We start from the raw sequence: 25,654 nt of genomic DNA, 5'->3' as shown, positions 1-25,654 counted from the left end.
CCCGCAGGCTGCCTGCTCCCCTCGCCGCGGCCCGCGTTTTGCGTCACACGACGGGAACGATATCCTTCGGATACAGCATGACGGGCGCCCCCACCGGGACGAGGTTGTAAAGCTCCTCGATATGCTCGTTCATCAGCCGGACACAGCCGTTGGAGACAGCCGTCCCCACCGTCCAGGGATCGGGTGTGCCGTGGATCCGCAGCATCGTATCCCCCGCGTTCGGTGCGAAAAGATAGAGCGCGCGCGCGCCCAGCGGGTTCGTCGGCCCCCCCGGCATCGGCTCCTCGGCCCATTTGGAGTAAGCGGCGGGGTTGCGCTCCACCATCTCTGCCGTGGGCTTCCAAGTCGGCCACTCCTTCTTGGCGCCGATCCAGAAATTGCCGGATTCGTAAAGATCGCCCTTGCCGATGCCGACCTTGTAGCGCCGCGCGCTTTGCCCCCCGAAGGTAAGGTAGAGCGCGAAATCGCTGGGAACGACATGCACCTGCCCCGCAGAATAGCTGTTGTTCAGCAACACCATCTGCGGTGTCCAGTCGGCAGGCATCGTCCACCCGGTCCGCGCATCGGCGCGCTGCATCAGCGATGCCGCCGAAACCGTTGCAAGACCTGTGAAAATGAAGCCACGGCGGGAAAATCTGGGCATGTCGAACTCCGTTCCATCTACCCTATCAAAAACATTATATAAATTCCGGTTCCCTGATCTCACCCCAAAGTCAGTCGTCGGGAACAAAAAAACCCCGGCCGTTACCGGCCGGGGCAATCAGAAGCGAGAATGCCTTATTCGGCGTTCTGCTTTTCCTTCTGTTCGGTGATTTCCTCACCGGTTTCCTGATCAACCATCTTCATGCCGAGCCGGACCTTGCCGCGATCGTCGAAGCCGAGCAGCTTGACCTTCACTTCCTGGCCTTCCTTCAGCACTTCGTTCGGATGGTTCAGGCGCTTGTTGGCGATCTGGGAGACGTGGACCAGCCCGTCCCGCTTGCCGAAGAAGTTCACGAAGGCGCCGAAATCGACAAGCTTCACGACCTTGCCGGTATAGACCTTGCCCTCTTCCGGCTCCGCCACGATCGACCAGATCATGTCATAGGCCCGCTTGATCGCACCGGCGTCGCTGGACGCGATCTTGATCACGCCGTCGTCGTTGATATCGACCTTGGCGCCGGAGGTTTCCACGATCTCGCGGATGACCTTGCCGCCCGAGCCGATCACTTCGCGGATCTTGTCGGTCGGGATGGTCAGCGTCTCGATCTTCGGCGCGTATTCGGAGAAGCCCTGCGGCGCGGAAAGCGCCCGGTTCATCTCGCCGAGGATGTGAAGACGGCCGTCTTTCGCCTGCGCCAGCGCCTGCTCCATGATCGCCGGGGTGATGCCCGCGACCTTGATGTCCATCTGGAGCGAGGTGATCCCGGCTTCGGTGCCCGCAACCTTGAAGTCCATGTCGCCGAGGTGATCCTCGTCGCCCAGGATGTCGGTCAGCACGGCCCATTTGCCGTCATCCTCAAGGATGAGGCCCATGGCCACGCCGGCGACCGGCGCCTTCAGCGGCACACCCGCATCCATCATCGACAGCGAGCCGCCGCAGACGGACGCCATGGAGGACGACCCGTTGGATTCGGTGATCTCAGAGACGACGCGGATCGTGTAGGGGAAGTCCGTCGGCGCGGGCAGGACGGCCTGAAGGGCGCGCCAGGCAAGTTTCCCGTGGCCGATCTCACGACGGCCGGGGGAGCCGACACGACCCACTTCGCCGACCGAATAGGGCGGGAAGTTGTAGTGCAGCAGGAAGTTGGACCGCGAATTGCCGGTCAGCGCGTCGATGATCTGCTCATCCTCGCCGGTGCCGAGCGTGGTCACGACCAGCGCCTGCGTCTCGCCGCGCGTGAACAGCGCGGAGCCGTGGGTGCGCGGCAGGATGCCGACTTCGGAGACGATGGGACGGACGGTCTTGTTGTCGCGCCCGTCGATCCGCGGCCCGCCGGAGATGATGTCACCGCGCAGGATGGAGGATTCGAGCTTCTTGAAGGAGGAGCCGAGGTTCGGATCCGCCAGTTCGTCCACCGAGAGCGTGGCTTCGACGGCGTCCCGGGCGGCTTCGATGGCGGACTGGCGCTGCTGCTTGTCCTTGATGGCGAAGGCGGCGCGCATCTTGGTCTCGCCCGCCTTCTTCACCTTCGCATAGAGCGCGGAATAATCGGCGGGTTTGAAGTCGAAGGGCTCTTTCGCGGCGTCTTCGGCAAGATCGATGATCAGGTCGATCACCGGCTGCATCGCCTCATGGCCGAACTTCACCGCGCCCAGCATCTCTTCCTCGGTCAGCTCGTAGGCTTCCGATTCGACCATCATCACGGCATTCTTGGTGCCCGCGACGACAAGGTCGAGACGCTGCTCCGGGTTCGCGCGGAGCTTCTGCATATCCTCCACCGGCGGGTTCAGACGGTATTCGCCGCCCGAGAACCCAACGCGCGCCGCCCCGATCGGACCCATGAAGGGCACGCCGGAAATGGTGAGCGCCGCAGAGGCCGCGATCATCGCCACGATGTCGGGATCGTTGACGAGGTCATGCGACAGCACGGTGGCCATCACCAGAACCTCGTTCTTGAAGCCCGGCACGAAGAGCGGCCGCGTCGGACGGTCGATCAGGCGGGAGACGAGCGTCTCCTTCTCCGAAGGACGCGCCTCGCGCTTGAAGAACCCGCCGGGGATCTTGCCCGCGGCGTAGTACTTTTCCTGATAGTGCACGGTGAGCGGGAAGAAGTCCTGACCGGGCTTCGGCTGCTTGGCGAAGGTCACGTTGGCCATGACGCTCGTCTCGCCCAGCGTGGCGATCACGGAACCATCCGCCTGGCGGGCGACGTGGCCCGTCTCGAGGGTCAGCGTCTCGCCGCCCCATTCGATGGATTTCCTGGTAATATTGAACATGTCGTATCCTTTTCGCCGGAGGACCCTCCCCCGGCCGTTACGCGTACGGGCCGCATGCCCGTGACCCCTGACGATCATTTCTCCGGCCTGTCCCGCGGGATCCGACGGGGAGGCTTCGGCCTTGGCCCGGCGAGGCGCGGGCGCGGTGCCGGTCCTTGGGCGGGCGCGGTCATCCTGCGCCCCTGCCCGGATATATAACGGTCGCGCCCTGCGGGCGAGGCGCGACCGGAAAGGTCAGCGACGCAGGCCGAGACGCTCGATGAGCGACTGATAGCGGGCCTCGTCCTTGCCCTTGAGATAGTCGAGCAGCTTGCGGCGCTGCGCCACCATCATCAGGAGCCCACGGCGGGAATGGTTGTCCTTCTTGTGGGTCTTGAAGTGCTCGGTGAGCGTCGCAATCCGCGAGGAAAGGATTGCAACCTGTACTTCGGGCGAACCGGTGTCGCCTTCCTTGGTTGCGAATTCCTTGACGACGCGGTTCTTCTCTTCGACAGTGATCGACATCGGGGCCTCCTGTTCGGCTTGAGATAAAGGCGCGAGCCGGGATGTCGTCCAGCAAGGCCCGTGGAGCATCCGCGCGGAGACACGATGATCTCCCGGACGGATGCGCGCCTATACTGGAAAAACCCGATAAAGGAAAGCATAAATGGCGCGCCCGCGCCGCCCCGAAAGGCTTCCCAGACGCCTCCGCAGCCGCTAAACGGGCGGGCGAAGGAGACCCTCCATGAGCCTAAACACGTTCGGCCACGTCTTTCGCGTCACCACCTGGGGGGAGAGCCACGGGCCGGCGCTCGGCGCGACGGTGGATGGCTGCCCGCCCGGCGTGCCGATCGACCTTACCCGCGTTCAGGCGTGGATGGACAGGCGCAAGCCCGGGCAAAGCCGTTTCACCACCCAGCGCCGCGAGGCCGATGAGGTGGAAATCCTCTCCGGCACCTTCGAGGGTGTCACGACGGGCACGCCGATCCAGCTCATGATCCGCAACACCGACCAGCGGTCGAAGGACTATGGCGAGATCGCCAACGCCTTCCGCCCCGGCCATGCGGACGTCACCTACTGGCAGAAATACGGCATCCGCGACTATCGCGGGGGCGGACGTTCCTCGGCGCGGGAAACCGCCGCACGGGTGGCGGCGGGCGGTATCGCGCGGGAGGTGCTGGCACGGCTCGTTCCCGATCTGCGGATCACCGGCTATCTCGTGCAGCTTGGCGCGGATGCCATCGACCGCGCCCGTTTCGACGCCTCGGAAATTGAACGGAACCCGTTCTGGTCGCCGGATGCCGCGGCGGCGGAACGCTGGGCGGCCACGCTCGACGCGCTGCGCAAGTCGGGCAACTCCGTCGGCGCGGTGATCGAGGTCATGGCCGAAGGCGTGCCTCCCGGCCTTGGCGCGCCGATCTACGGCAAGCTGGACAGCGACCTCGCCGCCGCGATGATGTCGATCAACGCGGTGAAGGGGGTGGAGATCGGTGACGGGTTCGCCGCCGCCGCCCTGACCGGGGTGGAGAATGCCGACGAGCTGCGTATGGGCAATCAGGGCCCCTATTTCACCTCAAACCACGCGGGCGGAATTCTGGGCGGCATCTCCAGCGGGCAGCCCGTCGTGGTGCGCTTCGCCGTGAAGCCGACGTCCTCCATCCTCACCCCGCGGCGGACGGTGACAAAGGACGGGGCGGAAGTGGAACTGGTCACCAAGGGCCGCCACGATCCGTCCGTCGGCATCCGCGCCGTGCCGGTGGGCGAGGCGATGATGGCCTGCGTCCTGCTTGACCACCTGTTGCTCGACCGCGCCCAGACGGGCGGCGTGCGGGGCGAGTTCGCCTGACCTGCCGGCCATGCGGCCGTGAGACTCGTCCATACGGCCGGGCCGTGCGACCGGGCCTGTGGGACTGGGCCTTGGGACTGGGCCTTGGGACTGGGCCCTCCGACGGGCCATCCGTGGGCGGGGCCGGTATCGGCGGGATACCGACGGCCCGCCGAAACGCTGCGAATGGGGGGAGACCTTTTGGCAGGGACCGCAACCGCCCTTTTGAGGGGTGCTCAGGCTTCCTGACTCTCGGCCAGAACGGGGCGGGTGCGGATCTGCTTGGAGAGCTGCACCGCGAGAATTCCTGCCATGATAATGAGCACGCCGACCAGATCGGCGCCATGTACCGGCTCTCCCAGCAGCAAAGCCGCAACGGCGACGCCGAAGAACGGGTTGAGGAAGTGAAAGGTCGCGGCCTTGACCGCGCCGATCCGCAGCACCAGCCGGAACCAGAGCCATGTCGCGAACAGGCCTGGAACGAAAACCATGTAGAGAAACGCCGCCAGCACCCGCGGGCTGCCGTCGAGATGGAACGGCTCGGTCACAAGGGCGATGGGCAGCAGAACTGCAGTCCCGACCAGCATCTGCAACCCCACCACCATCAGCAGGTTCCCGCTCCCCGACGTTCCCCTGACCGCCAGCGTCGCAGCGGTGAGCGCGAGCGCGCCAAGGCAGAGCAGGAACAGCCCCCATGGATCCACCCCGCCGCTGATCCGCCCCGCCATGATGAGCGCGACGCCGACCATACCCGCGACCAGCCCGGCTATACCCAAGGGGCGCGGGCGCTCGCCAAGGATCAGCCACCCGAACAGCGCCACGAGCAGCGGCATGGTGGAGCCGACGATGGCGGCGAGCGAAGCCTCCACCGTCTGCATGCCCACGAAGTTCAGCCCGAGGTAGAGCGCATTCTGGCACACGCCGAACACGATCACCGAAATCCATTGCGAGCGCGTCAGCCGCGCCGTCTGACCGAGCGAGAGGGCAAGCAGGATGCCGCATACCCCCGCCAGCAGAAAGCGCCCTGACAGGGCGTAGAGCGGCGGAACGGCGGTAACGACGATCCGGGCGGCAGTGAAGGCCGACGACCAGATGAAGGCGAAGGTCAGCCCCATCAGGAGCGCGCGGACGTCCATATTCCCCCCCGGAAATGGAAAGGGCCGCTCCTTGCGGGCGGCCCTTCGATCTTCGCCTCAGGCGTTGATGCTGTCTTTGAGAGCCTTGGCGACGGTGATCTTCACCACCTTGTCCGCCGGCTTGGTGATCTGCTCGCCGGTGGCAGGGTTGCGCACCTGACGCTCGGGGCGGGTCCGGCAGACGATCTTGCCAAGGCCCGGAAGCGTCACGGCACCGCCGGCCACCACTTCCTTGGTCACCACGGACGCGATTGCGTCGAGCGCAGCCGTCGCCGTCTTCTTGTCCGAGCCCATCTCTTCGGCCAGGGCGGCGACCAGTTGGGTCTTGGTCAGCGCTTTCGACATCAGAACACTCCTCGTATAGTCCCGCTTGTGTTGTTATCGGCCCGTCATTTTAAGGGCATGTCGCTTGCTACACAGGTTTTCACCGCGCATTTCAAGCCGTTTCGCGTGGGGCAAGGCGGAAATCGGCCTTTAGAGAAAGGCTGTCTCCTCAAAAGAACGCAACTTGCGGCTGTGCATGCGCTCCAGCGGCGTCTCCCGCAGCAGTTCCATGGCCCTGACGCCGATCTTCAGATGCCGCGCGACCTGCGTGCGGTAGAAGGCGCTGGCCATGCCGGGCAGCTTCAGCTCCCCGTGCAGCGGCTTGTCGGAGACGCAGAGCAGCGTCCCGTAAGGCACACGGAAGCGGAAACCGTTCGCCGCGATGGTCGCGCTTTCCATGTCCAGCGCCACGGCGCGGCTCTGGCTGAGGCGCTGGACGGGGCCGGACTGGTCGCGCAGTTCCCAGTTGCGGTTGTCGATCGTGGCCACGGTGCCGGTCCGCATGATGCGTTTCAGCTCATAGCCCTCCAGCTCCGTCACTTCCTCCACCGCATCCTCCAGCGCCACCTGTATCTCCGCGAGCGCGGGGATCGGCACCCAGACGGGCAAGTCGTCGTCCAGAACGTGATCTTCGCGCAGATAGCCATGCGCGAGCACGAAATCGCCGAGGCTCTGGCTGGATCGCAGCCCCGCGCAGTGCCCGACCATCAGCCAGGCATGCGGGCGCAACACGGCGATATGGTCGGTGGCCGTCTTGGCATTGGAGGGGCCGACGCCGATGTTGACCAGCGTGATCCCGGCAGCCCCCGGACGCTTCAGATGGTAGGAGGGCATCTGCGGCATCTTGCCCAGCTGCGGCAGCGGATCGCCGGCCCCGGTGATCTCCACCCCGCCCGGACCCACGAAGGAGGTATAGCCGCTCGCCGGATCGGCGAGGCAGGCGCGGGCATAGGCCTCGAACTCCTCAACATAGAACTGGTAGTTGGTGAACAGAACGAAGTTCTGAAAATGCTCCGCCGCCGTCGCGGTATAATGCTGAAGGCGGGCCAGCGAATAATCCACCCGCTGCGCGGTAAAGGGCGCGAGGGCGCGCGAACCATCCTCATGCCGGATGTCGTAGCCGTTCACGATGTCGTCGTTCATCGTGTTGAGGTTCGGGACGTCGAAAATATCGCGCAGCGGAAAGTCCAGCGCGGCTTCCTGCGGAACGGTGAACCCCTCGCTCGACATGGCGAAATGCAGCGGGATCGGCGTGACGGAGGGGCCCACGGCCACCGGCACGCCGTGGTTCTGCATGACGAGCCCGATCTGCTGGGTCAGGTAGGCTTCGAACAGGTCGGGGCGGGTCACGGTGGTCGAGTATTCCCCCGGCTCCGCCACGTAGCCGAAGGACAGGCGGCTGTCGATCTTGCCGTAACTTGTCGTGGTGATGCGGATTTCCGGGTAGAAGGCACGGTATCGGGCGCGGGTCGAGCCACCATTCAGCGTCTCTCCGAAGCGGTCGCGGAGGAAGGCCGTCGCCTCGTCATACAGTTCCCGGAGAAATGCCACCGCGGCGGCCGGATCGTCGAAAAGCTGCGGCTCGCGCAAGGGGGGCGTGCGGATCGGCAGGTTGTTCTTGGGCAGGGACACGAGGTTCACGTGAAAAGCTCCGTCAACTCGAAGGTCGTGACATCGACGAGCCCGAGGTCCGAGATACGGATCTCCGGGATCACCACGAGCGCCAGAAGCGAATGCTGCATGTAGGCATTGTTGAGCCTGCAGCCGCATTCCGCCATGGCGTGCACCATGCGTTCCGCCGCCGCGGCCACCTCCTCTGCGGGCCGGTCGCTCATCAGTCCGGCGATGGGAAGCGGCACGGAGGCGATCTCCCCGCCGTCCTTCCACACGGTGATGCCGCCGCCGATCTCCCCCAGCCGGTTCGCGGCCTTTGCCATCAGGTCGCGGTCGGTGCCCACCACGATCATATGGTGGCTGTCATGCGCGACGGTGGAGGCGATGGCCATGCGCCCCTTGTAACCGAAGCCGGAGACGAAGCCGTTCACCACCCCGCCGGTGCCCCTGTGCCGCTCCACCAGCGCGATCTGGGCGACGTCGCGGCCCTCGTCCGGCTCCACCCGGCCATCGGTGACGGCAAGATCCACGGTCAGGGCCTTGGTCGGCGCCTGATTTTCCACCACGCCGATGACGCGGGCGGTGACGGTATTCGCCCCGTCGGGCGCGGCGATCAGGAAATCGTCCCCGGCCAGCACCTTGCCCAGATGCACTGTCTGCCGCGCGGCCTCCGGCCAGTCGAGATGCGGGCAGTCCACCTTCAGGTCGCCGTCCTCCGCCACGGTCATGCCCCGCGCGATCACCCGCTCGATAGGCAGCATCATCAGGTCGGAGGTAAAGATCAGATCAGCCCGCCGCCCCGGCGCGATGGAGCCAAGCTCCCGCTCCAGCCCGAAATGCGCGGCTGTGTTGATCGTCGCCATCTGCAGCGCCACCAGCGGATCGCAGCCGCAGGTGATGGCATGGCGCACCACCCGGTTCATGTGCCCCTCGTTCACCAGTGTGCCGGAATGGCAGTCGTCGGTGCACAGGATGAAGCTCCGAGGGTCCAGCCCCCGTTCGGTGACGGCCTTGATCTGCGTCTCCACGTCATACCAGGCGGAGCCGAGGCGCATCATGATCCGCATGCCCTGCCGGGTCCGCGCGATGGCATCCTCCACCCGCGTGCCCTCGTGATCGTCCGCCGGGCCGGCTGCGGCATAGGCATGGAAGGCCGGCCCGAGATCGGGGGAGGCATAGTGCCCGCCCACCGTCTTGCCCGCGGCCTGCGTCGCCGCGATCTCCGCCAGCATCTGCCGATCGCCATTGATCACGCCGGGGAAGTTCATCATCTCGCCCAGCCCGATGATGCCGGGCCATGTCATCGCCTCGGCCACATCCTCTGCGCTGATGGCGAAACCCGTCGTCTCCAGCCCCGGTGCGGAGGGCGCGCAGGAGGGCATCTGCGTGAAGATGCTGACGGGCTGCATCAGCGCCTCGTCATGCATCATCCGCACACCTTCCAGCCCCAGCACATTCGCGATCTCATGCGGGTCGGTGAACATGGTCGTCGTGCCGTGCGGGATGACGGCGGCAGCGAATTCGGCCGGGATCAGCATGCCGCTTTCGATATGCATGTGCCCGTCGCAGAGACCGGGGATCAGGTAACGCCCTTCGGCGTCGATCACCTCCGTCTCCGGGCCGATGCAATGCCGGGCGTCCGGCCCCACATAGGCAAAGCGCCCGGCGGCGATGGCAACCTGCCAGCCGTCCAGCACCTCGCGCGTGTGGACGGAGACGACCTTGCCGCCGGTGATGACCAGATCGGCCGGCGCGCGTCCCGCGGCGACGGCGACCAGAAGGGGGGCCGTATCGGCCCAGCTCTGAAGGGGAGAGACTTTGCGTTCCATGCCCGAGATTTTCACCCTGCGGCGTTGCGTTCAAGTGATATTGCGATGACAGTCGCGGCATGACCTTGCCTCGCCCCGAAGAATCCCGCATTCCCACGCTCCTGTCGCTCGGCCACGGCTACACGGCCGGCTTTCTGGAGCGCCATCTGCCCGACTGGCGCATCATCGGCACCACCCGGGACGCGGAAAGGGCCGCGGCTTTCGCCTCGCGCGGGGTGGAGCCGCTCCTGCTGCCCGCCGATCTCCGTCACGCGCTGGCGGTGGCCACGCATCTGCTCATCTCCTCCGCGCCGGGGATGGAGGGGGATCCGTTTCTGGCGCTGGCGGGAGAGGCGATCGGCAAGGCTGCCCCGCATCTCGCCTGGGTCGGGTATCTCTCCTCCACCGGGGTCTATGGCGATCACGGCGGCGGCTGGGTGGATGAGACGACGCCGCCCCGCGCGACGGAGGGCCACCGCGACCGCAGGCTGATGGCGGAGCAGGCATGGCAGACGCTCGCGGCGCAGACGGGCCTGCCGCTCCATATTTTCAGGCTTGCCGGGATCTACGGGCCGGGGCGCGGCCCGTTCGAGAAGCTCCGCGCGGGCACGGCGCATCGCATCGTCAAGGAGGGGCAGGTCTTCTGCCGCATCCATGTGGAGGATGCAGCAGAGGTGCTCGCCGCCTCCATCGCGCGGCCCGATCCGGGCGCGATCTACAATGTTTGTGACGATCTGCCCGCGCCGCCGCAGGACGTGGTGGAAGCCGCCGCGCGGATGGCGGGCCTGCCCGTCCCCCCCGCCGTGCCCTTTGATGAGGCAGAGATGACGCCGATGGCGCGGGCCTTCTACCGCGACAACCGCCGGGTCAGGAACGACAGGATCAAGCGCGATCTCGGCGTCACGCTCCGCTACCCGACCTATCGGGAGGGGCTGGCCTCACTCATGTCGCCGTCACTCGCAGGGCTGGATTGAGCAGGCCACGCCCGAACGCTGCTCCGAGCGGCGGGCATCCCAGACGGTCACGCCCAGCAAAAGAAGCCCGCCAAGCGCCAGCGCGCTGCCCACGAAGCCCGAGGCCGGAAAGCCGTAGCCCGCCGTCAGCACCATTGCGGCCAGCCACGGCCCGAGCGCGTTCGCCGCGTTGAAGGCGGAGTGGTTCAGCGCCGCCGCCAGCGTCTGGGCATCGCCCGCGACATCCATCAGCCGGGTCTGCAACACCAGCCCCAGCGATCCGCCCGCCCCGATCAGGAAGACGCAGGGCGCGATGGTCCAGAGGCTGTGGACGCTGAACGGATAGAGAAACAGCATCACCGCCGAAAAGATCAGGATGCCCGCCGCCGTCGCCATCAGCCCCCGGTCGGCGATCCGCCCCACGATCAGCGTCCCCGCCGTCATGCCGAGGCCGAAGACCATGAACACGATCGGCACCGCCCATTCCGGGGCCATCGTCACCGTCAGCAGGGTGGAGGCCACATAGGTATAGACCGCGAACAGCCCGCCGAAACCCACCGCACCCGTCAGCAGCGTCAGCCAGACCTGCCGGTTGCCGAGCGCCGACAGCTCCCGGAGCGGGTTCGCCCCCGGATCGGCTGCGGGATCGGGGGCGAGCCGCAGGATCAGCACGAAGGTCAGGAGCGCCAGCACCCCCACAACGCCGAAGCCCCACCGCCAGCCGATCGTCTGACCCATCACATTGGCCATCGGCACGCCCAGCACGGTGGCGATGGTCAGGCCGATCATCAGCATGGACACGGCCCATGTCCGCCGGTTCGGCGGAACGAGGGAGGCGGCCATCAGGCTCGCCACGCCGAAATAGGCCCCATGCGGCAGCCCGGCCATGAAGCGGAACAGCAGCATCACCGGATAGCTGGGCGACAGCGCCGCCGCCACGTTCGCCAGCCCGAAAACCGCCATGAGGATGAGGAGCAGACGCTTCCTCGGCATCCGCGCGCCCAGTACCGCCAGCACCGGCGCGCCCACGACAACCCCAAGCGCATAGGCGGAGATAACATGGCTTGCCGTCGCCGCGTCGATGCCGAGCGCGGGGGAGAAATACGGCACCAGCGACATCGCCGCGAACTCCGTGGTGCCGATGGCGAACCCGCCCATCGCGAGAGCGAAGAGCACGAGCCTTACCGGCGCCTGGGCGATGGTGGGTGAATCGGTCATGTCGGGATCCCGCGGTTGCTGAGGCGAGATGTCGCATAACCGGCCCGCCATTCAAGGGGGTCCGTCAGGTATTTCTGCATTGCAGCACGGGAATGGCCGGGTCAGGCCCGCCGTTCGATCCGCGCGACGCCCAGAACTTCCAGCACCTTCGCCTCTATCTCGGCGGCGTTCATTCCGGCGACGGCGTACATGTCCTCCATGCTCGCCTGGTCGATGAAGATGTCCGGCAGCACCATGGAGCGGAAGCGGAAGCCCTTGTCGAAGACGCCTTCCTCCGCCAGAAGCTGCGCGACGTGGCTGCCGAAACCGCCGACCGCGCCCTCCTCCAGCGTGATCATCGCCTCATGCCCGCGGGCAAGCCGCAGGATCAGCTCCCGGTCCAAGGGCTTGGCGAAGCGCGCATCGGCCACCGTCGGTCGCAGGCCCCGCTGCGCCAGTGCCTCTGCGGCGGCATTCACCTCGGCAAGCCGCGTGCCGAAGGAAAGGAGTGCCACGCGGTTGCCCTCCGACACGATACGGCCCCGGCCGATCTCCAGCGGCTGGCCTCGCTCCGGCAGATCGACGCCGACACCCTCACCCCGCGGATAGCGGAACGCAGAGGGCCGGTCATCCAGCGCGGCGGCGGTCGCGACCATGTGGACAAGCTCCGCCTCGTCCGCGGCGGCCATCACCACCATGCCGGGCAGGTTGGCGAGAAAGGCGATATCGAAGGAGCCGGCATGCGTTGCTCCGTCCGCCCCCACCAGCCCCGCTCTGTCGATGGCGAAACGGACGGGCAGACGCTGAATGGCCACGTCATGCACGACCTGATCGTAGCCCCGCTGCAGAAAGGTGGAATAGAGCGCGCAGAACGGCTTCATCCCGCCCGCCGCCAGCCCGGCGGCAAAGGTCACGGCATGTTGTTCCGCGATACCCACGTCAAAACAGCGCTTCGGGAACCGTTCGGCGAACAGGTTCAGCCCCGTGCCGTCCGGCATGGCGGCGGTGACGGCGACGATCCTGTCGTCGCGCTCCGCTTCCGCCACCAGCGCCTTTGCGAAAACGCTGGTGTAGCTCGGCGCATTGCTCGGGGTCTTTGCCTGCTTGCCGGTGAGCACGTCGAACTTCGCCGTGGCATGGCCCTTGTCGAGAGCGGCCTCGGCGGGGGCATAGCCCTTGCCCTTGCGGGTGATCGCGTGGATCAGCACCGGCCCCCGCGCCCGCGCCTTCGCGGTGCGCAGCACGGCCAGAAGCTGCTCCATGTCATGCCCGTCGATCGGCCCGATATAGGAGAAACCCAGTTCCTCGAAGAGCGTACCGCCCACGGTCATACCCTTGAGCATTTCCTTGGCGCGGCGCGCGCCTTCCTGCATCGGTGGCGGAAGGAAGCGCACGGCGCCCCGCGCTGCCGCCTTCAGTTCCTGAAACGGCTCGCCCGCATAAAGCCGCGCGAGGTAGGAAGACAGCGCCCCGACGGGCGGCGCGATGGACATGTCGTTGTCGTTCAGCACCACGAACAGCCGCTTGCCCAGATGGCCTGCGTTGTTCATCGCCTCGAAGGCCATGCCCGCTGACATGGAGCCGTCGCCGATGATGGCGACCGCATCGCCCACCCCCTCCGCGCCCAGATCGCGCGCCACGGCAAACCCCAGAGCGGCGGAGATGGAGGTGGAGGAATGCGCCGCTCCGAAAGGATCGTAGGCGCTTTCGGACCGCTTGGTGAAGCCCGACAGCCCGTCCTTCTGGCGAAGCGTGCGGATCCGCTCCCGCCGCCCGGTGAGGATCTTGTGCGGATAGGACTGGTGGGAGACATCCCAGATGATCTTGTCGCGCGGCGCGTCGAACACGGCATGGAGCGCGACGGTCAGTTCCACAACACCCAGCCCCGCGCCCAGATGCCCCCCGGTTTCCGACACCGCGGAAATGGTTTCGGCGCGCAGCTCATCCGCCACGGCGGACAGCTCACGGTCGGTCAGCCCTTTCAGGTCGGCGGGCAGCCGCACCCGGTCCAGATGCGGCGTCACGGGTCTGTGGCTCATCGGGGCCTCCCTACATCTCCCGGGCGATAACGAAACGGGCGGTGTCACGCAACCGTTCCGCCCCGTCCCCATAGGGGGTGAGCGCCGCGCACGCCTCCTCCACAAGCGAGATGGCACGTTTCCGCGCACCGTCGAGCCCCAGAAGCGACACGAAGGTGGCCTTGCCCGCCTCCGCATCCTTGCGCAGCCGCTTGCCGGCCTTTGCCGGGTCGCCCTCCGCATCCAGAATGTCGTCCGCGATCTGAAAGGCGAGACCCAGCGCGTCGGCATAGGCGCGCATCGGCTGCGGATCCGCGCCCGCCAGCAGCGGCCCGGCCTCCGCCGACCAGCGGATCAGCGCGCCCGTCTTGTTGGCCTGAAGGATGGTGATCTCCTCCAGCGTCAGCGGGCGGGCCGCGGTCTCCGCCGCGATGTCCTGCGCCTGCCCCAGCACCATGCCCTCCGCGCCCGCCGCCCGCGCCAGCCCCGCGATGAGCCGGAGCCGGATATCCGCAGCCGGTGCCGTCTCCGGGCGCGAGAGAATATCGAAGGCCAGCGTCTGCAAGGCGTCGCCCGCAAGGATCGCCGTCGCCTCGTCCCATTTCACATGCACGGTCGGCTGGCCCCGGCGCAGGTCGTCGTCATCCATCGCGGGCAGATCGTCATGGACGAGCGAATAGGCATGGACCGCCTCGACCGCCGCCGCCGCATGGACGGACTGTTCGGGCGGAATGCCGTGCAGCCGGGCGCCCTCCATGACCAGAAAGGCCCGCAAGCGCTTGCCGCCGCTGATCGCATACCGCATCGCCTCGATCACCGGCAGATCGCCCATGGGAAAGAGCGCGGCCTGAAGCCGTGCCTCCACCCGTCCGGCTGCCGCGCGCAGCGCCTCCTCGAACATCGGTGTCAGAGTCCTTCGGCCGGCCGCGTTCCCGTCGGCTGACCGTTCTGGAGCGTGATCTGCTCGACCCGCTCCTCCGCCGCGCGCAGCTTTGTCTCGCAATGCTGGCGCAGCGCGTTGCCGCGTTCATAAAGGGCGATGGACGCCTCCAGCGCCACCTCCCCCCGTTCGAGCTGGCTCACCACCTGCTCCAGTTCCTTCAGCGCTTCCTCGAAGCTCAGCTCCGTCACGGGCTGCGTCATGGCGCGGTCTCCTTGGTTCGCGCCCCTGAAAGCACAAGGCTGCGCCGGAGTCGAGCCGCCCCGCCGCGGGATCCGTCCCTCCAATACCCCGCCGATGTCCCGCGGCAGCCGGAAAGCCGGGGGTTCGATGCCCCCGGTTTTCCGTCCCGCCAGGCGCTTTCCGTCCCGCCAGATGCCTTGTCAGGTGCCCGTCGGGCACAGTCAGGCCCGGTCAAGTTCACGTCAGCTCAGTCGGGCGCCAGCATGTAGCCTTCGCCTCGCACGGTCTGCAGGTAGCGTGGCTGACGCGGATCCTCCTCGATCTTGCGGCGGAGGCGGGTGATCTGCACATCGACCGCGCGTTCCTGCGCCTGCCCCTTGTCGCGCCCCAGATCCTCCACCAGCTTCTCGCGCGTCAGCGCCTCGCCCGGATTGGCCGCGAAAATGCGCATCAGCGCGACCTCGGTCGCCGTCAGCCGTACATGCTCCGGTCCGCGCCACATCTCGCCCCGTTCCACGTCATAGCGGACGGGACCAAGCTGAATGACCTTCGGGCCGGCCTGCTCCGGGCGGGCGGCAGGCACCCGGCGCAGGATCGCGTTGATGCGCAGCAGAAGCTCCCGCGGCTCGAAGGGTTTCGTCAGATAGTCGTCCGCCCCCGCCTCCAGCCCCTTGATGCGATCATCCGCCTCCCCCTTCGCGGTCAGCAGCAGGATCGGCGTATCGAGATCTTCCCTGAGCGCTTGCGTCAGGCTGATCCCGTCCTCGCCCGGCATCATCACGTCGAGCACCAGCAGGTCGAACTCCAGCCCCGCGAGCAGCCGCCGCGCCTGCCCCGCATCCCGCGCGGTGGACACCAGAAATCCATTCCGTATCAGGAATTTTTGCAAAAGGCCGCGGATCCGCTGGTCGTCATCGACGATCAGCAGATGCGGCGCGGAAATCTCCGTCACGATCCCTGCTCCTTCAATCCGCCATAGAGCCGGCGCATCTCCGGGTCCATCATCGCCTCCAGCACCTGCCGGAACCCGGCCACCGCCTCCGGTCCCGCCGCCCGGTAGGCCGCGCGCATCCGTGCCCGCTGCGCTTCGGACAGGTCGCGTTCCAGCACGGTGCCGCGCTCGGTCAGGTAAAGGTGCCGCTCCCGCTTGTCGTTCCGTCCGACCCGGCTTTCGACCAGCCCGTCCTCCACCAGCGCCCGCAGGACACGGTTCAGCGATTGCTTGGTCACGCCGAGGATCGCGAGCAGGTTGTTGACCGTGGTGCCCGGGCAGCGGTGAATGAAGTGCAGCGCCCGATGATGGGCGCGGCCATAATCGTATTGCTCCAGAATCCGGTCAGGGTCCGCGGTAAATCCACGGTAGGCGAAGAACATCGCCTCGATGCCCTTGCGAAGCTGTTCATCCGTCAGAAACAGCAGTCCCTCGCCCTGCACGGGCGATGCGCCGATACCTTCCGCCAACCCGGACTCCCTTGCTCCATTGCGTCTGGACACCGTGTTTACGTCAGACATGTTGACTTTCCAAGAATCAATTGATAGCTCCGCCGGGCTTGCGCGCAACATTCTTCAATATGGAGAAATAGGCGCGCAAGATTCGCCAAGGAAATCCCCGAGGCGGGGAAACACGAAAGGAATGGCCCGATGGCCGGCTCGTACGAAGACCGCGATGGCAAGATCTGGATGGATGGCAAACTGGTGGAGTGGCGGGATGCGCAGGTGCATGTGCTGACCCACGCGCTGCACTACGCCTCCGCGGTATTTGAGGGTGAGCGGTGCTACAACGGCAAGATTTTCAAAGGCACCGAACATTCCCAGCGGCTCCACCGCTCGGCCAACCTGCTCGACATGGAAATTCCCTTCACCGTCGAGGAAATCGACGCGGCGAAGGACGCGGTCCTCAAAGCCAACGGGCTGACGGACGGCTATGTCCGCGCGCTTGCCTTCCGCGGCGCGGGTGACGAGATGGGCGTTTCCGCCATCGGCAATCCGGTGCGGCTCGCGATCGCGACCTGGGGGTGGGGCGCCTATTACGGCGACGCCAAGATGAAGGGCGCAAAGCTCGACATCTCCGAATGGAAGCGCCCCTCGCCCGAAACCATCCCGGCGGAGGCCAAGGCGGCGGGGCTTTACATGATCTGCACGATGTCGAAACATGCGGCGCAGGCCAAGGGCTGCTCCGACGCGCTGTTCTTCGACTATCGCGGCTATGTGGCCGAAGCGACCGGGGCGAACATCTTCTTCGTCAAGGATGGCGAGGTGCATACCCCGCTGGCCGACTGCTTCCTGAACGGCATCACGCGCCAGACGGTGATCGGCCTGCTCCGCGACAACCAGATCAAGGTGCACGAACGCCATATCCTGCCCGCGGAGCTTGAAGGGTTCGAGCAGTGTTTCCTGACCGGCACGGCGGCGGAAGTGACCCCTGTGGGCCAGATCGGCGACTACAACTTCGAGGTGGGCGCCCTTACCCGCGACATCGCCTCCACCTACGAGAAGCACGTGCGCGCCTGACCTGCCCGGTGTGATCAGCAAAGACGGGGCGGTGCCGCACGGGCCGCCCCGCTCTTTTCCGGGCCGGGACAAGCCCCCAAGGACGCCGCGTCAGCCCCGCTTTGCGACGATCAGGCTTCGCGACCGCGCTCGATACGCGTGTACTGGGCCACCCGGGCATCGGCTTCGGGGGATTTCGCGCCGGTGCGCTTCATCAGTTCGAGGCTGGCAGGATGCGGCCCTTCGCCCTGCTCACGCGCCAAGGCGGCGAATTTTTCCAGCCGCCCGGTCTCGCCGGGTTCGCGGCGGTCGGTGATATGTTTTGTCATGCGCCTTCTCCTCCTGGAGAGGCGAATATAGGGCCGATGCGGCCTTTTGTCTGCCCCGGTGGCGGAAAGTCACTGATCCCGCTGCATGGACAGGCGGTTCACGGCCCATTCCGCCGCCTCCGCGACCACCGGATCGGGGTCGGAGCAGAGCGCCATCGCCGAAGGCATCAGGCGGCTCTCGGCGGAATTTCCAATTGCGTAGAGCACGTTGCGCACAAATCGGTTGCGTCCGATCCGCTTGATCGGACTGCCGGAGAATCGGGCGCGAAAGGCGGCATCGTCCAACAGCGCCAGCTCCGCCAGCGGCGGCGACACCAGATCCTCGCGCGCGGCATAGCGCGTCTCCCGCGCCTCGACGGCGAACTTGTTCCACGGGCAGGCCGCCAGACAGTCGTCGCAGCCATAGATGCGATTGCCCATCCGCTGCCGCAGCGACTCCTCCACCGGCCCATGATGCTCGATGGTCAGGTAGGAGATGCAGCGGCGGGCATCCAGCTGATAGGGCGCAGGAAAGGCGTCGGTCGGACAGGCGGTCTGGCAGCGCGTGCAGGAGCCGCAGTGGTCCTCCTCCGCCCCGTCCACCGGCAGGTCCAGCGTGGTGAAGATCGCCCCCAGAAAGAACCAGTTGCCCATCTCGCGGCTGACGAGGTTGGTATGCTTGCCCTGCCAGCCCAGCCCCGCCGCCTGCGCCAGCGGCTTCTCCGGCACCGGAGCGGTATCGACGAATACCTTCACCTCGCCGCCGCCCTCGGCGATCAGCCACCGGGCGAGCCGCTTCAGCCGCTTCTTCACCAGATCGTGATAATCCTTGCCCCGCGCATAGACGGAGATCGCCCCCCTGTCCCGCCGCGCGACGGCGGCCATGGGGTTCTCCTCGGGCGTATAGCTCTCGGCCAACATGATGACGGAGCGCGCCTCCGGCCAGAGCGCGGCCGGATCGGTCCGCCAGGGCACCCGTTCCGCGAGCCAGTCCATCTGGCCGTGAAACCCGGCATCCAGAAAGGCACGATAGCGCTCCGGCACTTCGGGAATATCCGTCGGACGGCAAAGTCGCGCGGCGGAGAACCCCTCCGCCAGCGCCTGGGCGACCAGGCGGGCCTTCAGGTCAGAAGTCGAGATCGGCATAGTGCCTGGGGGGCGGGAAGCCCGGCACCTGATCGGCCAGCAGCGACCGGAAGGAGGGGCGCGACTTGATCTTGGCATACCAGTCCCGCACGTTGGCGGCCCGGTTCCAGTCCACGTCGGAGATGTAGTCGAGGCAGGACAGATGCGCCGCAGCGGCGAAATCCGCCAGCGTCATCACGTCTCCCGCCAGCCAGCGGCGTTGATCGAGCAGCCAGCCCATGTAGTCGAGATGATACTTGATCTTCTGCGCGCCCGACTTGACGTTCTTGCTGTCGGGATAGCCGAGACCCATGATCTTCTTGTTCACCCGCTCATAGAGTAGCTTGGACGTGACCTCATGGTGGAACTTGTCGTCGAACCAGGCGCAGAGGCGGCGCACCTCGAACCGTTCGTCGGGACTTCTGGGAAACAGCGGCGGGTTCGGCACCGTCTCCTCCAGATATTCGCAAATCGCCTGACTTTCGGACAGGACGCGGTTGTTGAGACGCAGGACTGGCACCTTGCCGGCTGGGTTGCGGCGCAGGAAATCCTGGTTCGGCTCCCAGTAACGCTCCTCCACCAGTTCGACCTCGATCCTCTTCTCCGCGAGCGTGAGCCGGACCTTGCGGGAGAAGGGAGAGAGGGGGAAGTGAAAGAGCCTGTTCATCGCTGCGTCGTCTCGCGCTTCATGGGTATCGGGCGGAATGGCCTTTCATCGCGCCCGCGGCGGGGAATTTCAATCCCGTCCGAAGGGAAAGCCGCCTCAGCCGGTGAAACAGTTTGCGCGTCCGTCGGCGCGTATCGTCTGCGCCCCGTCCTGAATCGCGGCCCCCCGACGCTGGACGAAAGCCGTCGGCCGACGCGGGTCACGTCCCTTAGGGTCCGGCAGAATCGCGGCCAGCCGCGCGGCCTGCGGCGGCGTGAGCCGGGCGGCATCGACATTGTAGTAGTGCTGCGCCGCCGCCTGAACGCCAAAGACCCCCTCACCGAATTCTGCCACGTTCATGTAGACCTCAAGGATCCGCCGCTTGGACCAGAACGTCTCCACCAAGGGCGTCAGCACAGCCTCCAATGCCTTGCGCGGCCAGGAACGACCCTGCCAGAGATAGACGTTCTTCACCGTCTGCTGGCTGATGGTGGAGGCGCCACGCTGGCCGCCCGCATCAATGGCACGCCTTATCTCACCCATGTCGAAGCCCCAGTGCAGGCAGAAATTCGCATCCTCCGCCGCGACGATGGAGCGGGCCATTACGGGGGCCACGTTCTCGAAATCCACCCATTCCTGCTCAACCCCGCCGAGCCTACGGGATTCTGCAGCCATGTAGATGGTTGTGGGCGGGTTGAAGAGCGAGAAGAACAGCACGGCGGCGAGCAGCACGGCCACCAGCCCGATCCCCCCGCGGATCGCCCAGCGGGCCATGTCCTTCCGGCCGGGCGCGAGGCGGACGCGCGCGGGGGCTGAAGCGGCCTTCGAACGGGCGGTCTTTGCGGGTTTCGCCATGGCGGAGCCAGACCATGTGGCGTCTCACCGGTCAAGTGCGACATGATGTGCGGATATGGAAAACGACCGCTGTGGATTATGAGCGGCACCCGGCCGGATGCCGACGCGAGTCCCGATGCACGTGCGGGGACATCCACTGCCTCTCCGCCGTACGCCAATATCAGCGGCAAGTCCCCGCCCGTGCGTCGGGACTTGCCGCCCGCGTGATCGCCCCCCTCACCGGCGGATACGGGTGCATGACAAAACGGTCGGCCCCCGACCATCGCGGGCAGGCGCTGCGCGGTGGGGTGCACGCGGGATGGACCGCGGGGTGATGCCGCGGCCGCCAAGGCGATGTCGGACACGCCTGCGGGGGCCGCCGGCACGCGGCCCCCCCTCCTACGTGCAGGAGGGCGCGCGACATGCCATGGGTCATGCCGCGGCAGGCGCTCCGGGGAAGCCGGTCAGACCTCCGCCAGCGCCCGGACGATGGCATCGCCCATCTGCGAGGTGCTGAGCGGCGCACGGTCGCCCGCCTGCATCAGATCAGCCGTCCGGTCGCCATCGGCCAGCACCTTCTCCACCGCGCGCTCCAGCCGGTCGGCCTCCGCACCACGGTCGAAGGAGTAACGCAGCGCCATGGCGAAGGAGAGGATGCAGGCGATCGGGTTGGCCTTGCCCTGCCCCGCGATATCCGGCGCAGAGCCGTGCACCGGCTCATAGAGCGCCTTCGGCCGCCCGTTGGCCATCGGCGCACCGAGGCTCGCGGAGGGCAGCATGCCGAGGGAGCCGGTCAGCATCGCGGCGAGATCGGATAGCAGATCGCCGAAGAGGTTGTCCGTCACGATGACGTCGAACTGCCTCGGCCAGCGGGTGAGCTGCATGGCACCGGCATCGGCATACATATGCGTCAGCTCCACGTCAGGGTATTCGTCGTCGTGGACCTTCTGGACGACTTCACGCCACAGAACGCCGGATTCCATCACATTGGCCTTCTCCATCGAGCAGACCTTGTTGTTGCGCCGCCGCGCCAGCTCGAAAGCGGAGCGGGCAACGCGGGCGATCTCGGATTCCGTATAGCGCTGGGTGTTGATGCCCACCCGCTCATTGCCTTCGATGAAGATGCCGCGCGGCTCGCCGAAATAGACGCCCGAGGTCAACTCCCGCACGATCATGATGTCGAGCCCGGCCACCACCTCGCGCTTGAGCGAGGAGAAATCGGCCAGCGCGTCGAAGCACTGTGCAGGCCGGAGGTTCGCGTAGAGGTCCATCTCCTTGCGGAGGCGCAGCAGCCCCCGCTCCGGCTTCACCGAAAAGTCCAGCACATCGTATTTCGGCCCGCCCACTGCACCGAGCAGCACCGCATCCACCGATTGCGCCAGTTCCATCGTCTCGTCCGTGAGCGGCGTGCCATGCGCGTCATAGGAACAGCCGCCGACAAGACCCTCATGAATGTCGAAGACAAGGCCCTGACCGGCAAACCAGTCGATGACCTTGCGGACCTCGGTCATCACTTCGGGGCCGATGCCATCGCCGGGCAGGATGAGAAGCGACGGGTTAGACATGGACAATTCCTCCTAATGCGCCGGGATGGCCTAGCCTTCGTCCCTCCGCCGGTCAAGCGGCGTGGATCAGAACGGGGCCGCTGATTCCCGCCGAACCGGCTCGTCCCGCATGCCGCCGGCCGTCTCTGCGGGAGGCGTCGGGACGTCCGATCCCGGCCCGCGGGCAGTCGCTCGCTCCGCCTGCGGCGACGGAAGCGGATCGCCGGAGTGCTGCGGGACTGTTGCATGCGCTGCCTCCACGCGCGACGAGGGGAGCACCACATCCAGCACCACGACGGCATGGCGATCCTCCCCCTCCGGCGGGAGCAGAGCGGCGGAGAGAAGCGTCAGATCGCGGGAGGGCAGGACATAGTCCACACGCAACCGGCCGGGCCCCGGCTTGCCGGAGCGGAGCACGGTCCAGTCTGCCGTCGCCCTGCCTCCCTCGGGATCGGCAGGGCGGGGATCGGTCAGACGGGGATCGGCCAGAAGGCGCGCCATGCCCTGCCGCATGCCATCGCCGCCTTCGGGATCCAGGTTGGCGTCCCCCATCAGCACGAAGGGCGCGGAAGGCGGCGGACCAAGACGTCCGTCCAGCAGTGCACCCCAGATCGCTGTTTCGTCGTGATTGCGGCGCAGGCTCGTCTCCCCGCCGAAGGCTGGCGGCCCCGCACACCAGGTCAGCAGCGTCACCCGCCCGGTCCCCCACAGAAGGGGCACCTGCCAATGCCCGGTGGTGGAGAGCCTTTGCGCCGCCGCCGCCGGGCCGGTCAGGGGGGAAAGGTTACCGGGAAAGTCGCGCCAGAGCATCGCGCTGTGATCGACGATCTCCTCCCGCGCGATGGGCAGGCGGGACAGCAGGGCCATTCCCTTCTCCCCGCTGAAATTCCCGAACCCCTGCGCGTCGGCCGGCCCGCCCAGACGCCCGTCGCCATCGAGATCCAGCCCCGTCGCCATGCCGGTGTTCGGCCGGAGCGCCAGCCGATGCGGATAGTCGAGGCCCGCCGCCCGCACCCGATCCGCAAGGGCGTCGAGCGCCAGCCCGTCGTGGTCCCAGTCGATGCCGCACAGCAGCAGCACATCCGCCCCCGCCGCCACGATCCGGCGCACCGCGGTTTCCACCCCCGGCGCGCCCGGTTTCAGCAGGTCACGATACAGCAGGCCCGGCCCGTCACGGGTGAGTTCGGTCGTATATTGCGCAAGCCGCAGCCGGTCACCCGCATAGGCGGGTGTGACGAGGAGCAGAAGGAAAAGAAGCCGCCGCATCCCTGCAGGATGTCACGACTTCCCTAAGACGCGGTTAACACGCGCCCGAAACGTCCCGAGTTAACACCCCCGGCGGCCGGAAATCCCGTCCCCGGCACGGGGATCCGGCCAGGTGTCCCGCCGCCCGGACCATTGACGGGCTCTCCGGCAGCCCGCGAGCCGGTCAGGCCCAGGGGCGGGACATGCGGGTCTTGGCCTCATAGGCGTCGATGTCGCCCGCGTTCTCCAGCGTCAGCCCGATGTCGTCGAGACCGTTCAGCAGGCAGTGCTTGCGAAACGGGTCGATCTCGAAGTGGAACACCTCTCCATCGGAGGCGGATACGGTCTGCGCCTCCAGATCCACCGTGATCCGCGCGTTGGAGCCGCGACGGGCATCATCCATCAGCCGATCCACCTGCTCCTGCGGAAGCGCGATCGGCAGGATGCCGTTCTTGAAGCAGTTGTTGTAGAAGATGTCGGCAAAGCTGGTGGAGACCACGCAGCGGATGCCGAAATCCAGAAGCGCCCACGGAGCATGCTCGCGTGAGGAGCCACAGCCGAAGTTGTCGCCCGCGACGATGATCTCCGCATTGCGATAGGCGGGCTGGTTCAGCACGAAATCCGGCTTCTCCGACCCGTCGGCCTCATAGCGCATCTCGTCGAACAGGTTCTTGCCCAGCCCCGTCCGCTTGATCGTCTTGAGGAACTGCTTCGGGATGATCATGTCGGTGTCGATATTGACCAGCGGCATCGGCGCGGCGACCCCGGTCAGCGTGGTGAAGCGGTCCATCAGGCAGTCTCCCTTTCGCCGGTCAGTTCGCGCACATCCACCAGATGGCCCGCGATGCCTGCGGCGGCCGCCATGGCGGGACTCATCAGGTGTGTGCGTCCGCCGCGGCCCATGCGGCCCTCGAAGTTGCGGTTGGACGTGCCCGCGCAACGCTCACCGGGGGCGAGCTGATCGGGATTCATGCCGAGGCACATGGAGCACCCCGCCAGCCGCCATTCGAAGCCCGCCGCGCGGAAGATGTCGGCCAGCCCCTCCTCCTCCGCCTGCAACCGCACGAGACCCGATCCCGGCACCACCATGCCCCGCACGCCGGAGGCGAGCTTGCGTCCCTTCAGCACGGCGGCGGCGGCGCGCAGATCCTCGATCCGGCCATTGGTGCAGGAGCCGATGAACACGGCGTCGATCGGGATCTCCGACAACGGGGTTCCGGGCGTCAGACCCATGTAGTCGAGGCTCCGCCGCGCGGCTTCCGCCTTTGCGCCCGGGAAATCCTCCGGGTTCGGCACGATGCCGGTGATCGGCAGCACGTCCTCCGGGCTGGTGCCCCAGGTGACGACGGGAGCGATATCCTCTCCGCGGAGCGTGACCACCTTGTCGTAATGCGCGCCCTCATCCGTGAAGAGCGTCTTCCAGTAGGCGACCGCTGCCTCCCACGCCGCGCCCTTGGGCGCATGCGGCCGGCCCATGACATAGGCGAAGGTCGTCTCGTCCGGCGCGATGAGGCCCGCGCGTGCGCCGCCCTCGATCGCCATGTTGCAGACGGTCATCCGGCCTTCCATCGACAGTTCGCGAATCGCCTGACCGCAATATTCTATGACATATCCGGTGCCGCCGGCCGTACCGGTGGCGCCGATGACGGAGAGCGTGATGTCCTTGGCGGTCACGCCGGGGCGGAGGCTCCCGGTGATCTCCACCTTCATGTTCTTCGACTTCTTCTGGATCAGTGTCTGGGTGGCCAGCACATGCTCCACCTCCGACGTGCCGATCCCGTGCGCCAGCGCGCCGAAGGCCCCGTGCGTCGCGGTATGGCTGTCGCCGCAGACGACAGTCATGCCGGGCAGCGTCCAGCCCTGCTCCGGCCCGACGATATGCACGATCCCCTGCCGGATGTCGTTCACCGGATAATAGACCACGCCGAAATCGCGGGCGTTCTTGTCCAGCGCATCGACCTGAATGCGGGATTCCTCGTTGTCGATGCCCTTCTCACGGTCCCAGGTGGTGGGAACGTTGTGATCGGGCACGGCGATGGTCTTTTCGGGCGCGCGAACCTTGCGGCCCGTCATCCGCAGCCCCTCGAAGGCTTGCGGCGAGGTCACCTCATGCACGAGGTGCCGGTCGATATAGAGAAGGCAGGTGCCGTCTTCGGACTGGTGGACGACGTGATCGTCCCAGATCTTGTCATAAAGCGTGCGGGGACCGCGGCTGACGGTGTCGGCTGACATCGGAATTCACTCCGTTCGGAATGGCTGTTGCGCGGCAATGCGCGCGGCTTTTCGGAAGGGTGTCGCAAGGCGCATGGGGCGGACGCGTGACGGCGCCGCCCGCGCGATCAAAGTCGCCCGAGGATCGAATGCTCCACGCCGAAGAAACGGCCCGGAAGCCGTGCGCGGTCGTGGATATTGAAATAGACGAAGCCTCTCATGGCCGCTCTCATAGCCGCATTTCCGGCGGCAGGCAAGCACCCACCGCCGCACGGCGCAACAACCGGATGACAGATGCGCGCAACGGGCAAGTTTATTGCGCGCATCTGCGGGACTGGATGGACCGGGAGCGCTT

At 66.6% G+C, this 25,654-nt stretch carries 24 protein-coding genes; 3 read left to right on the top strand and 21 right to left on the bottom strand.

Features of this window, described 5'->3' with window-relative positions; all coding sequences use genetic code 11:
- Nucleotides 1–43: 43 nt before the first annotated feature.
- From RT513_RS10305 to rpsO, 3 genes are all read right to left on the bottom strand, one after another.
- A complete protein-coding gene (locus tag RT513_RS10305; RefSeq protein ID WP_088213653.1) occupies nucleotides 44–643 on the bottom strand; it encodes a L,D-transpeptidase in 600 nt (199 codons plus the stop codon).
- A 134-nt stretch (nucleotides 644–777) separates the two neighbouring features.
- A complete protein-coding gene (pnp, locus tag RT513_RS10300) occupies nucleotides 778–2,919 on the bottom strand; it encodes a polyribonucleotide nucleotidyltransferase (RefSeq protein ID WP_088213652.1) in 2,142 nt (713 codons plus the stop codon).
- A 234-nt stretch (nucleotides 2,920–3,153) separates the two neighbouring features.
- A complete protein-coding gene (gene rpsO, locus RT513_RS10295; protein ID WP_035741737.1) occupies nucleotides 3,154–3,423 on the bottom strand; it encodes a 30S ribosomal protein S15 in 270 nt (89 codons plus the stop codon).
- Between the two features lie 220 nt (nucleotides 3,424–3,643).
- Between rpsO and aroC the strand changes: the two genes are divergently transcribed.
- Nucleotides 3,644–4,744: a chorismate synthase gene (gene aroC / locus RT513_RS10290; protein ID WP_290685628.1), complete on the top strand. Its 1,101-nt coding sequence runs from the start codon at nucleotides 3,644–3,646 to the stop codon at nucleotides 4,742–4,744.
- A gap of 215 nt (nucleotides 4,745–4,959) precedes the next feature.
- On the opposite strand, the gene RT513_RS10285 is transcribed toward aroC, so the two are convergent.
- From RT513_RS10285 to ade, 4 genes are all read right to left on the bottom strand, one after another.
- Complete coding sequence (locus tag RT513_RS10285; protein ID WP_290685625.1) at nucleotides 4,960–5,859, bottom strand: DMT family transporter; 900 nt, start codon at nucleotides 5,857–5,859, stop codon at nucleotides 4,960–4,962.
- 57 nt (nucleotides 5,860–5,916) lie between these two features.
- Complete coding sequence (locus RT513_RS10280) at nucleotides 5,917–6,204, bottom strand: HU family DNA-binding protein (protein WP_035709049.1); 288 nt, start codon at nucleotides 6,202–6,204, stop codon at nucleotides 5,917–5,919.
- Between the two features lie 129 nt (nucleotides 6,205–6,333).
- The gene (locus RT513_RS10275; protein ID WP_256947179.1) at nucleotides 6,334–7,815 is read right to left on the bottom strand and encodes an AMP nucleosidase; all 1,482 of its coding nucleotides are present in this window, start codon (nucleotides 7,813–7,815) and stop codon (nucleotides 6,334–6,336) included.
- Between the two features lie 5 nt (nucleotides 7,816–7,820).
- A complete protein-coding gene (ade, locus tag RT513_RS10270) occupies nucleotides 7,821–9,626 on the bottom strand; it encodes an adenine deaminase (protein ID WP_290685619.1) in 1,806 nt (601 codons plus the stop codon).
- 89 nt (nucleotides 9,627–9,715) lie between these two features.
- Here ade and RT513_RS10265 point away from each other — a divergent pair, with 89 nt between their 5' ends.
- On the top strand, nucleotides 9,716–10,579 hold the full coding sequence (locus RT513_RS10265; RefSeq protein ID WP_290685740.1) for an SDR family oxidoreductase: 864 nt from the start codon (nucleotides 9,716–9,718) through the stop codon (nucleotides 10,577–10,579).
- Here the strand turns inward: RT513_RS10265 and RT513_RS10260 are convergent.
- The 6 genes from RT513_RS10260 to RT513_RS10235 form a co-directional block, all read right to left on the bottom strand.
- Entirely contained in the window at nucleotides 10,559–11,776 is a 1,218-nt protein-coding gene (locus tag RT513_RS10260; protein ID WP_290685616.1) for an MFS transporter, read from the bottom strand. The genes RT513_RS10265 and RT513_RS10260 overlap by 21 nt on opposite strands.
- 101 nt (nucleotides 11,777–11,877) lie before the next feature.
- Nucleotides 11,878–13,794, bottom strand: coding sequence for a 1-deoxy-D-xylulose-5-phosphate synthase (gene dxs / locus RT513_RS10255; protein WP_088213647.1), 1,917 nt, complete (start codon nucleotides 13,792–13,794; stop codon nucleotides 11,878–11,880).
- A 10-nt stretch (nucleotides 13,795–13,804) separates the two neighbouring features.
- On the bottom strand, nucleotides 13,805–14,674 hold the full coding sequence (locus tag RT513_RS10250) for a polyprenyl synthetase family protein (protein ID WP_290685611.1): 870 nt from the start codon (nucleotides 14,672–14,674) through the stop codon (nucleotides 13,805–13,807).
- Nucleotides 14,675–14,679: 5 nt separating this feature from the next.
- On the bottom strand, nucleotides 14,680–14,916 hold the full coding sequence (locus RT513_RS10245) for an exodeoxyribonuclease VII small subunit (RefSeq protein ID WP_088213645.1): 237 nt from the start codon (nucleotides 14,914–14,916) through the stop codon (nucleotides 14,680–14,682).
- Nucleotides 14,917–15,143: 227 nt separating this feature from the next.
- Nucleotides 15,144–15,839, bottom strand: coding sequence for a response regulator (locus tag RT513_RS10240; protein WP_088213685.1), 696 nt, complete (start codon nucleotides 15,837–15,839; stop codon nucleotides 15,144–15,146).
- Nucleotides 15,840–15,844: 5 nt separating this feature from the next.
- Nucleotides 15,845–16,408 carry a MarR family winged helix-turn-helix transcriptional regulator gene (locus tag RT513_RS10235; protein ID WP_290685606.1) on the bottom strand — a complete coding sequence of 188 codons (564 nt, stop codon included), beginning with the start codon at nucleotides 16,406–16,408 and terminating at the stop codon, nucleotides 15,845–15,847.
- Between the two features lie 129 nt (nucleotides 16,409–16,537).
- On the opposite strand from RT513_RS10235, the gene RT513_RS10230 reads away from it, so the two are divergent.
- Nucleotides 16,538–17,407 carry a branched-chain amino acid aminotransferase gene (locus tag RT513_RS10230; RefSeq protein WP_290685603.1) on the top strand — a complete coding sequence of 290 codons (870 nt, stop codon included), beginning with the start codon at nucleotides 16,538–16,540 and terminating at the stop codon, nucleotides 17,405–17,407.
- Between the two features lie 110 nt (nucleotides 17,408–17,517).
- On the opposite strand, the gene RT513_RS10225 is transcribed toward RT513_RS10230, so the two are convergent.
- From RT513_RS10225 to leuC, 8 genes are all read right to left on the bottom strand, one after another.
- Nucleotides 17,518–17,715 (bottom strand): hypothetical protein, encoded by a 198-nt coding sequence (locus tag RT513_RS10225; protein ID WP_088213642.1) that lies wholly within the window; start codon nucleotides 17,713–17,715, stop codon nucleotides 17,518–17,520.
- Between the two features lie 69 nt (nucleotides 17,716–17,784).
- Complete coding sequence (gene queG, locus RT513_RS10220; protein WP_290685599.1) at nucleotides 17,785–18,840, bottom strand: tRNA epoxyqueuosine(34) reductase QueG; 1,056 nt, start codon at nucleotides 18,838–18,840, stop codon at nucleotides 17,785–17,787.
- On the bottom strand, nucleotides 18,821–19,486 hold the full coding sequence (locus RT513_RS10215; protein ID WP_290685596.1) for a glutathione S-transferase family protein: 666 nt from the start codon (nucleotides 19,484–19,486) through the stop codon (nucleotides 18,821–18,823). Before RT513_RS10215 ends, queG begins: the two co-directional genes overlap by 20 nt.
- A gap of 96 nt (nucleotides 19,487–19,582) precedes the next feature.
- On the bottom strand, nucleotides 19,583–20,320 hold the full coding sequence (gene mtgA / locus RT513_RS10210) for a monofunctional biosynthetic peptidoglycan transglycosylase (RefSeq protein ID WP_088213639.1): 738 nt from the start codon (nucleotides 20,318–20,320) through the stop codon (nucleotides 19,583–19,585).
- 443 nt (nucleotides 20,321–20,763) lie between these two features.
- Nucleotides 20,764–21,864 (bottom strand): 3-isopropylmalate dehydrogenase, encoded by a 1,101-nt coding sequence (gene leuB / locus RT513_RS10205; protein WP_088213638.1) that lies wholly within the window; start codon nucleotides 21,862–21,864, stop codon nucleotides 20,764–20,766.
- Nucleotides 21,865–21,930: 66 nt separating this feature from the next.
- Nucleotides 21,931–23,109, bottom strand: coding sequence for an endonuclease/exonuclease/phosphatase family protein (locus RT513_RS10200; RefSeq protein ID WP_290685591.1), 1,179 nt, complete (start codon nucleotides 23,107–23,109; stop codon nucleotides 21,931–21,933).
- Between the two features lie 163 nt (nucleotides 23,110–23,272).
- Nucleotides 23,273–23,878, bottom strand: a complete 606-nt coding sequence (gene leuD, locus RT513_RS10195; protein ID WP_088213636.1) for a 3-isopropylmalate dehydratase small subunit — start codon at nucleotides 23,876–23,878, stop codon at nucleotides 23,273–23,275.
- Nucleotides 23,878–25,320, bottom strand: a complete 1,443-nt coding sequence (leuC, locus tag RT513_RS10190) for a 3-isopropylmalate dehydratase large subunit (protein WP_290685581.1) — start codon at nucleotides 25,318–25,320, stop codon at nucleotides 23,878–23,880. The genes leuD and leuC overlap by 1 nt, the downstream gene beginning before the upstream one ends.
- Nucleotides 25,321–25,654 lie beyond the last annotated feature (334 nt).

Source organism: Haematobacter sp., from assembly GCF_032102465.1.
In the GTDB taxonomy this organism is placed as follows: domain Bacteria; phylum Pseudomonadota; class Alphaproteobacteria; order Rhodobacterales; family Rhodobacteraceae; genus Haematobacter.
This window is presented reverse-complemented; position numbering and strand designations above follow the sequence as displayed.

What these genes read in the sequence shown, in the direction of transcription:
- RT513_RS10200 (WP_290685591.1), bottom strand. Translation starts at nt 23,109, where the DNA reads ATGCGGCGGCTTCTTTTCCTTCTGCTCCTCGTCACACCCGCCTATGCG.
- aroC (WP_290685628.1), top strand. Translation starts at nt 3,644, where the DNA reads ATGAGCCTAAACACGTTCGGCCACGTCTTTCGCGTCACCACCTGGGGG.
- RT513_RS10250 (WP_290685611.1), bottom strand. Translation starts at nt 14,674, where the DNA reads ATGTTCGAGGAGGCGCTGCGCGCGGCAGCCGGACGGGTGGAGGCACGG.
- RT513_RS10245 (WP_088213645.1), bottom strand. Translation starts at nt 14,916, where the DNA reads ATGACGCAGCCCGTGACGGAGCTGAGCTTCGAGGAAGCGCTGAAGGAA.
- RT513_RS10280 (WP_035709049.1), bottom strand. Translation starts at nt 6,204, where the DNA reads ATGTCGAAAGCGCTGACCAAGACCCAACTGGTCGCCGCCCTGGCCGAA.
- ade (WP_290685619.1), bottom strand. Translation starts at nt 9,626, where the DNA reads ATGGAACGCAAAGTCTCTCCCCTTCAGAGCTGGGCCGATACGGCCCCC.
- RT513_RS10225 (WP_088213642.1), bottom strand. Translation starts at nt 17,715, where the DNA reads ATGACAAAACATATCACCGACCGCCGCGAACCCGGCGAGACCGGGCGG.
- leuB (WP_088213638.1), bottom strand. Translation starts at nt 21,864, where the DNA reads ATGTCTAACCCGTCGCTTCTCATCCTGCCCGGCGATGGCATCGGCCCC.
- queG (WP_290685599.1), bottom strand. Translation starts at nt 18,840, where the DNA reads ATGCCGATCTCGACTTCTGACCTGAAGGCCCGCCTGGTCGCCCAGGCG.
- RT513_RS10305 (WP_088213653.1), bottom strand. Translation starts at nt 643, where the DNA reads ATGCCCAGATTTTCCCGCCGTGGCTTCATTTTCACAGGTCTTGCAACG.
- mtgA (WP_088213639.1), bottom strand. Translation starts at nt 20,320, where the DNA reads ATGGCGAAACCCGCAAAGACCGCCCGTTCGAAGGCCGCTTCAGCCCCC.
- RT513_RS10235 (WP_290685606.1), bottom strand. Translation starts at nt 16,408, where the DNA reads ATGTCTGACGTAAACACGGTGTCCAGACGCAATGGAGCAAGGGAGTCC.
- leuC (WP_290685581.1), bottom strand. Translation starts at nt 25,320, where the DNA reads ATGTCAGCCGACACCGTCAGCCGCGGTCCCCGCACGCTTTATGACAAG.
- leuD (WP_088213636.1), bottom strand. Translation starts at nt 23,878, where the DNA reads ATGGACCGCTTCACCACGCTGACCGGGGTCGCCGCGCCGATGCCGCTG.
- RT513_RS10230 (WP_290685603.1), top strand. Translation starts at nt 16,538, where the DNA reads ATGGCCGGCTCGTACGAAGACCGCGATGGCAAGATCTGGATGGATGGC.
- RT513_RS10215 (WP_290685596.1), bottom strand. Translation starts at nt 19,486, where the DNA reads ATGAACAGGCTCTTTCACTTCCCCCTCTCTCCCTTCTCCCGCAAGGTC.
- dxs (WP_088213647.1), bottom strand. Translation starts at nt 13,794, where the DNA reads ATGAGCCACAGACCCGTGACGCCGCATCTGGACCGGGTGCGGCTGCCC.
- RT513_RS10260 (WP_290685616.1), bottom strand. Translation starts at nt 11,776, where the DNA reads ATGACCGATTCACCCACCATCGCCCAGGCGCCGGTAAGGCTCGTGCTC.
- RT513_RS10285 (WP_290685625.1), bottom strand. Translation starts at nt 5,859, where the DNA reads ATGGACGTCCGCGCGCTCCTGATGGGGCTGACCTTCGCCTTCATCTGG.
- rpsO (WP_035741737.1), bottom strand. Translation starts at nt 3,423, where the DNA reads ATGTCGATCACTGTCGAAGAGAAGAACCGCGTCGTCAAGGAATTCGCA.
- pnp (WP_088213652.1), bottom strand. Translation starts at nt 2,919, where the DNA reads ATGTTCAATATTACCAGGAAATCCATCGAATGGGGCGGCGAGACGCTG.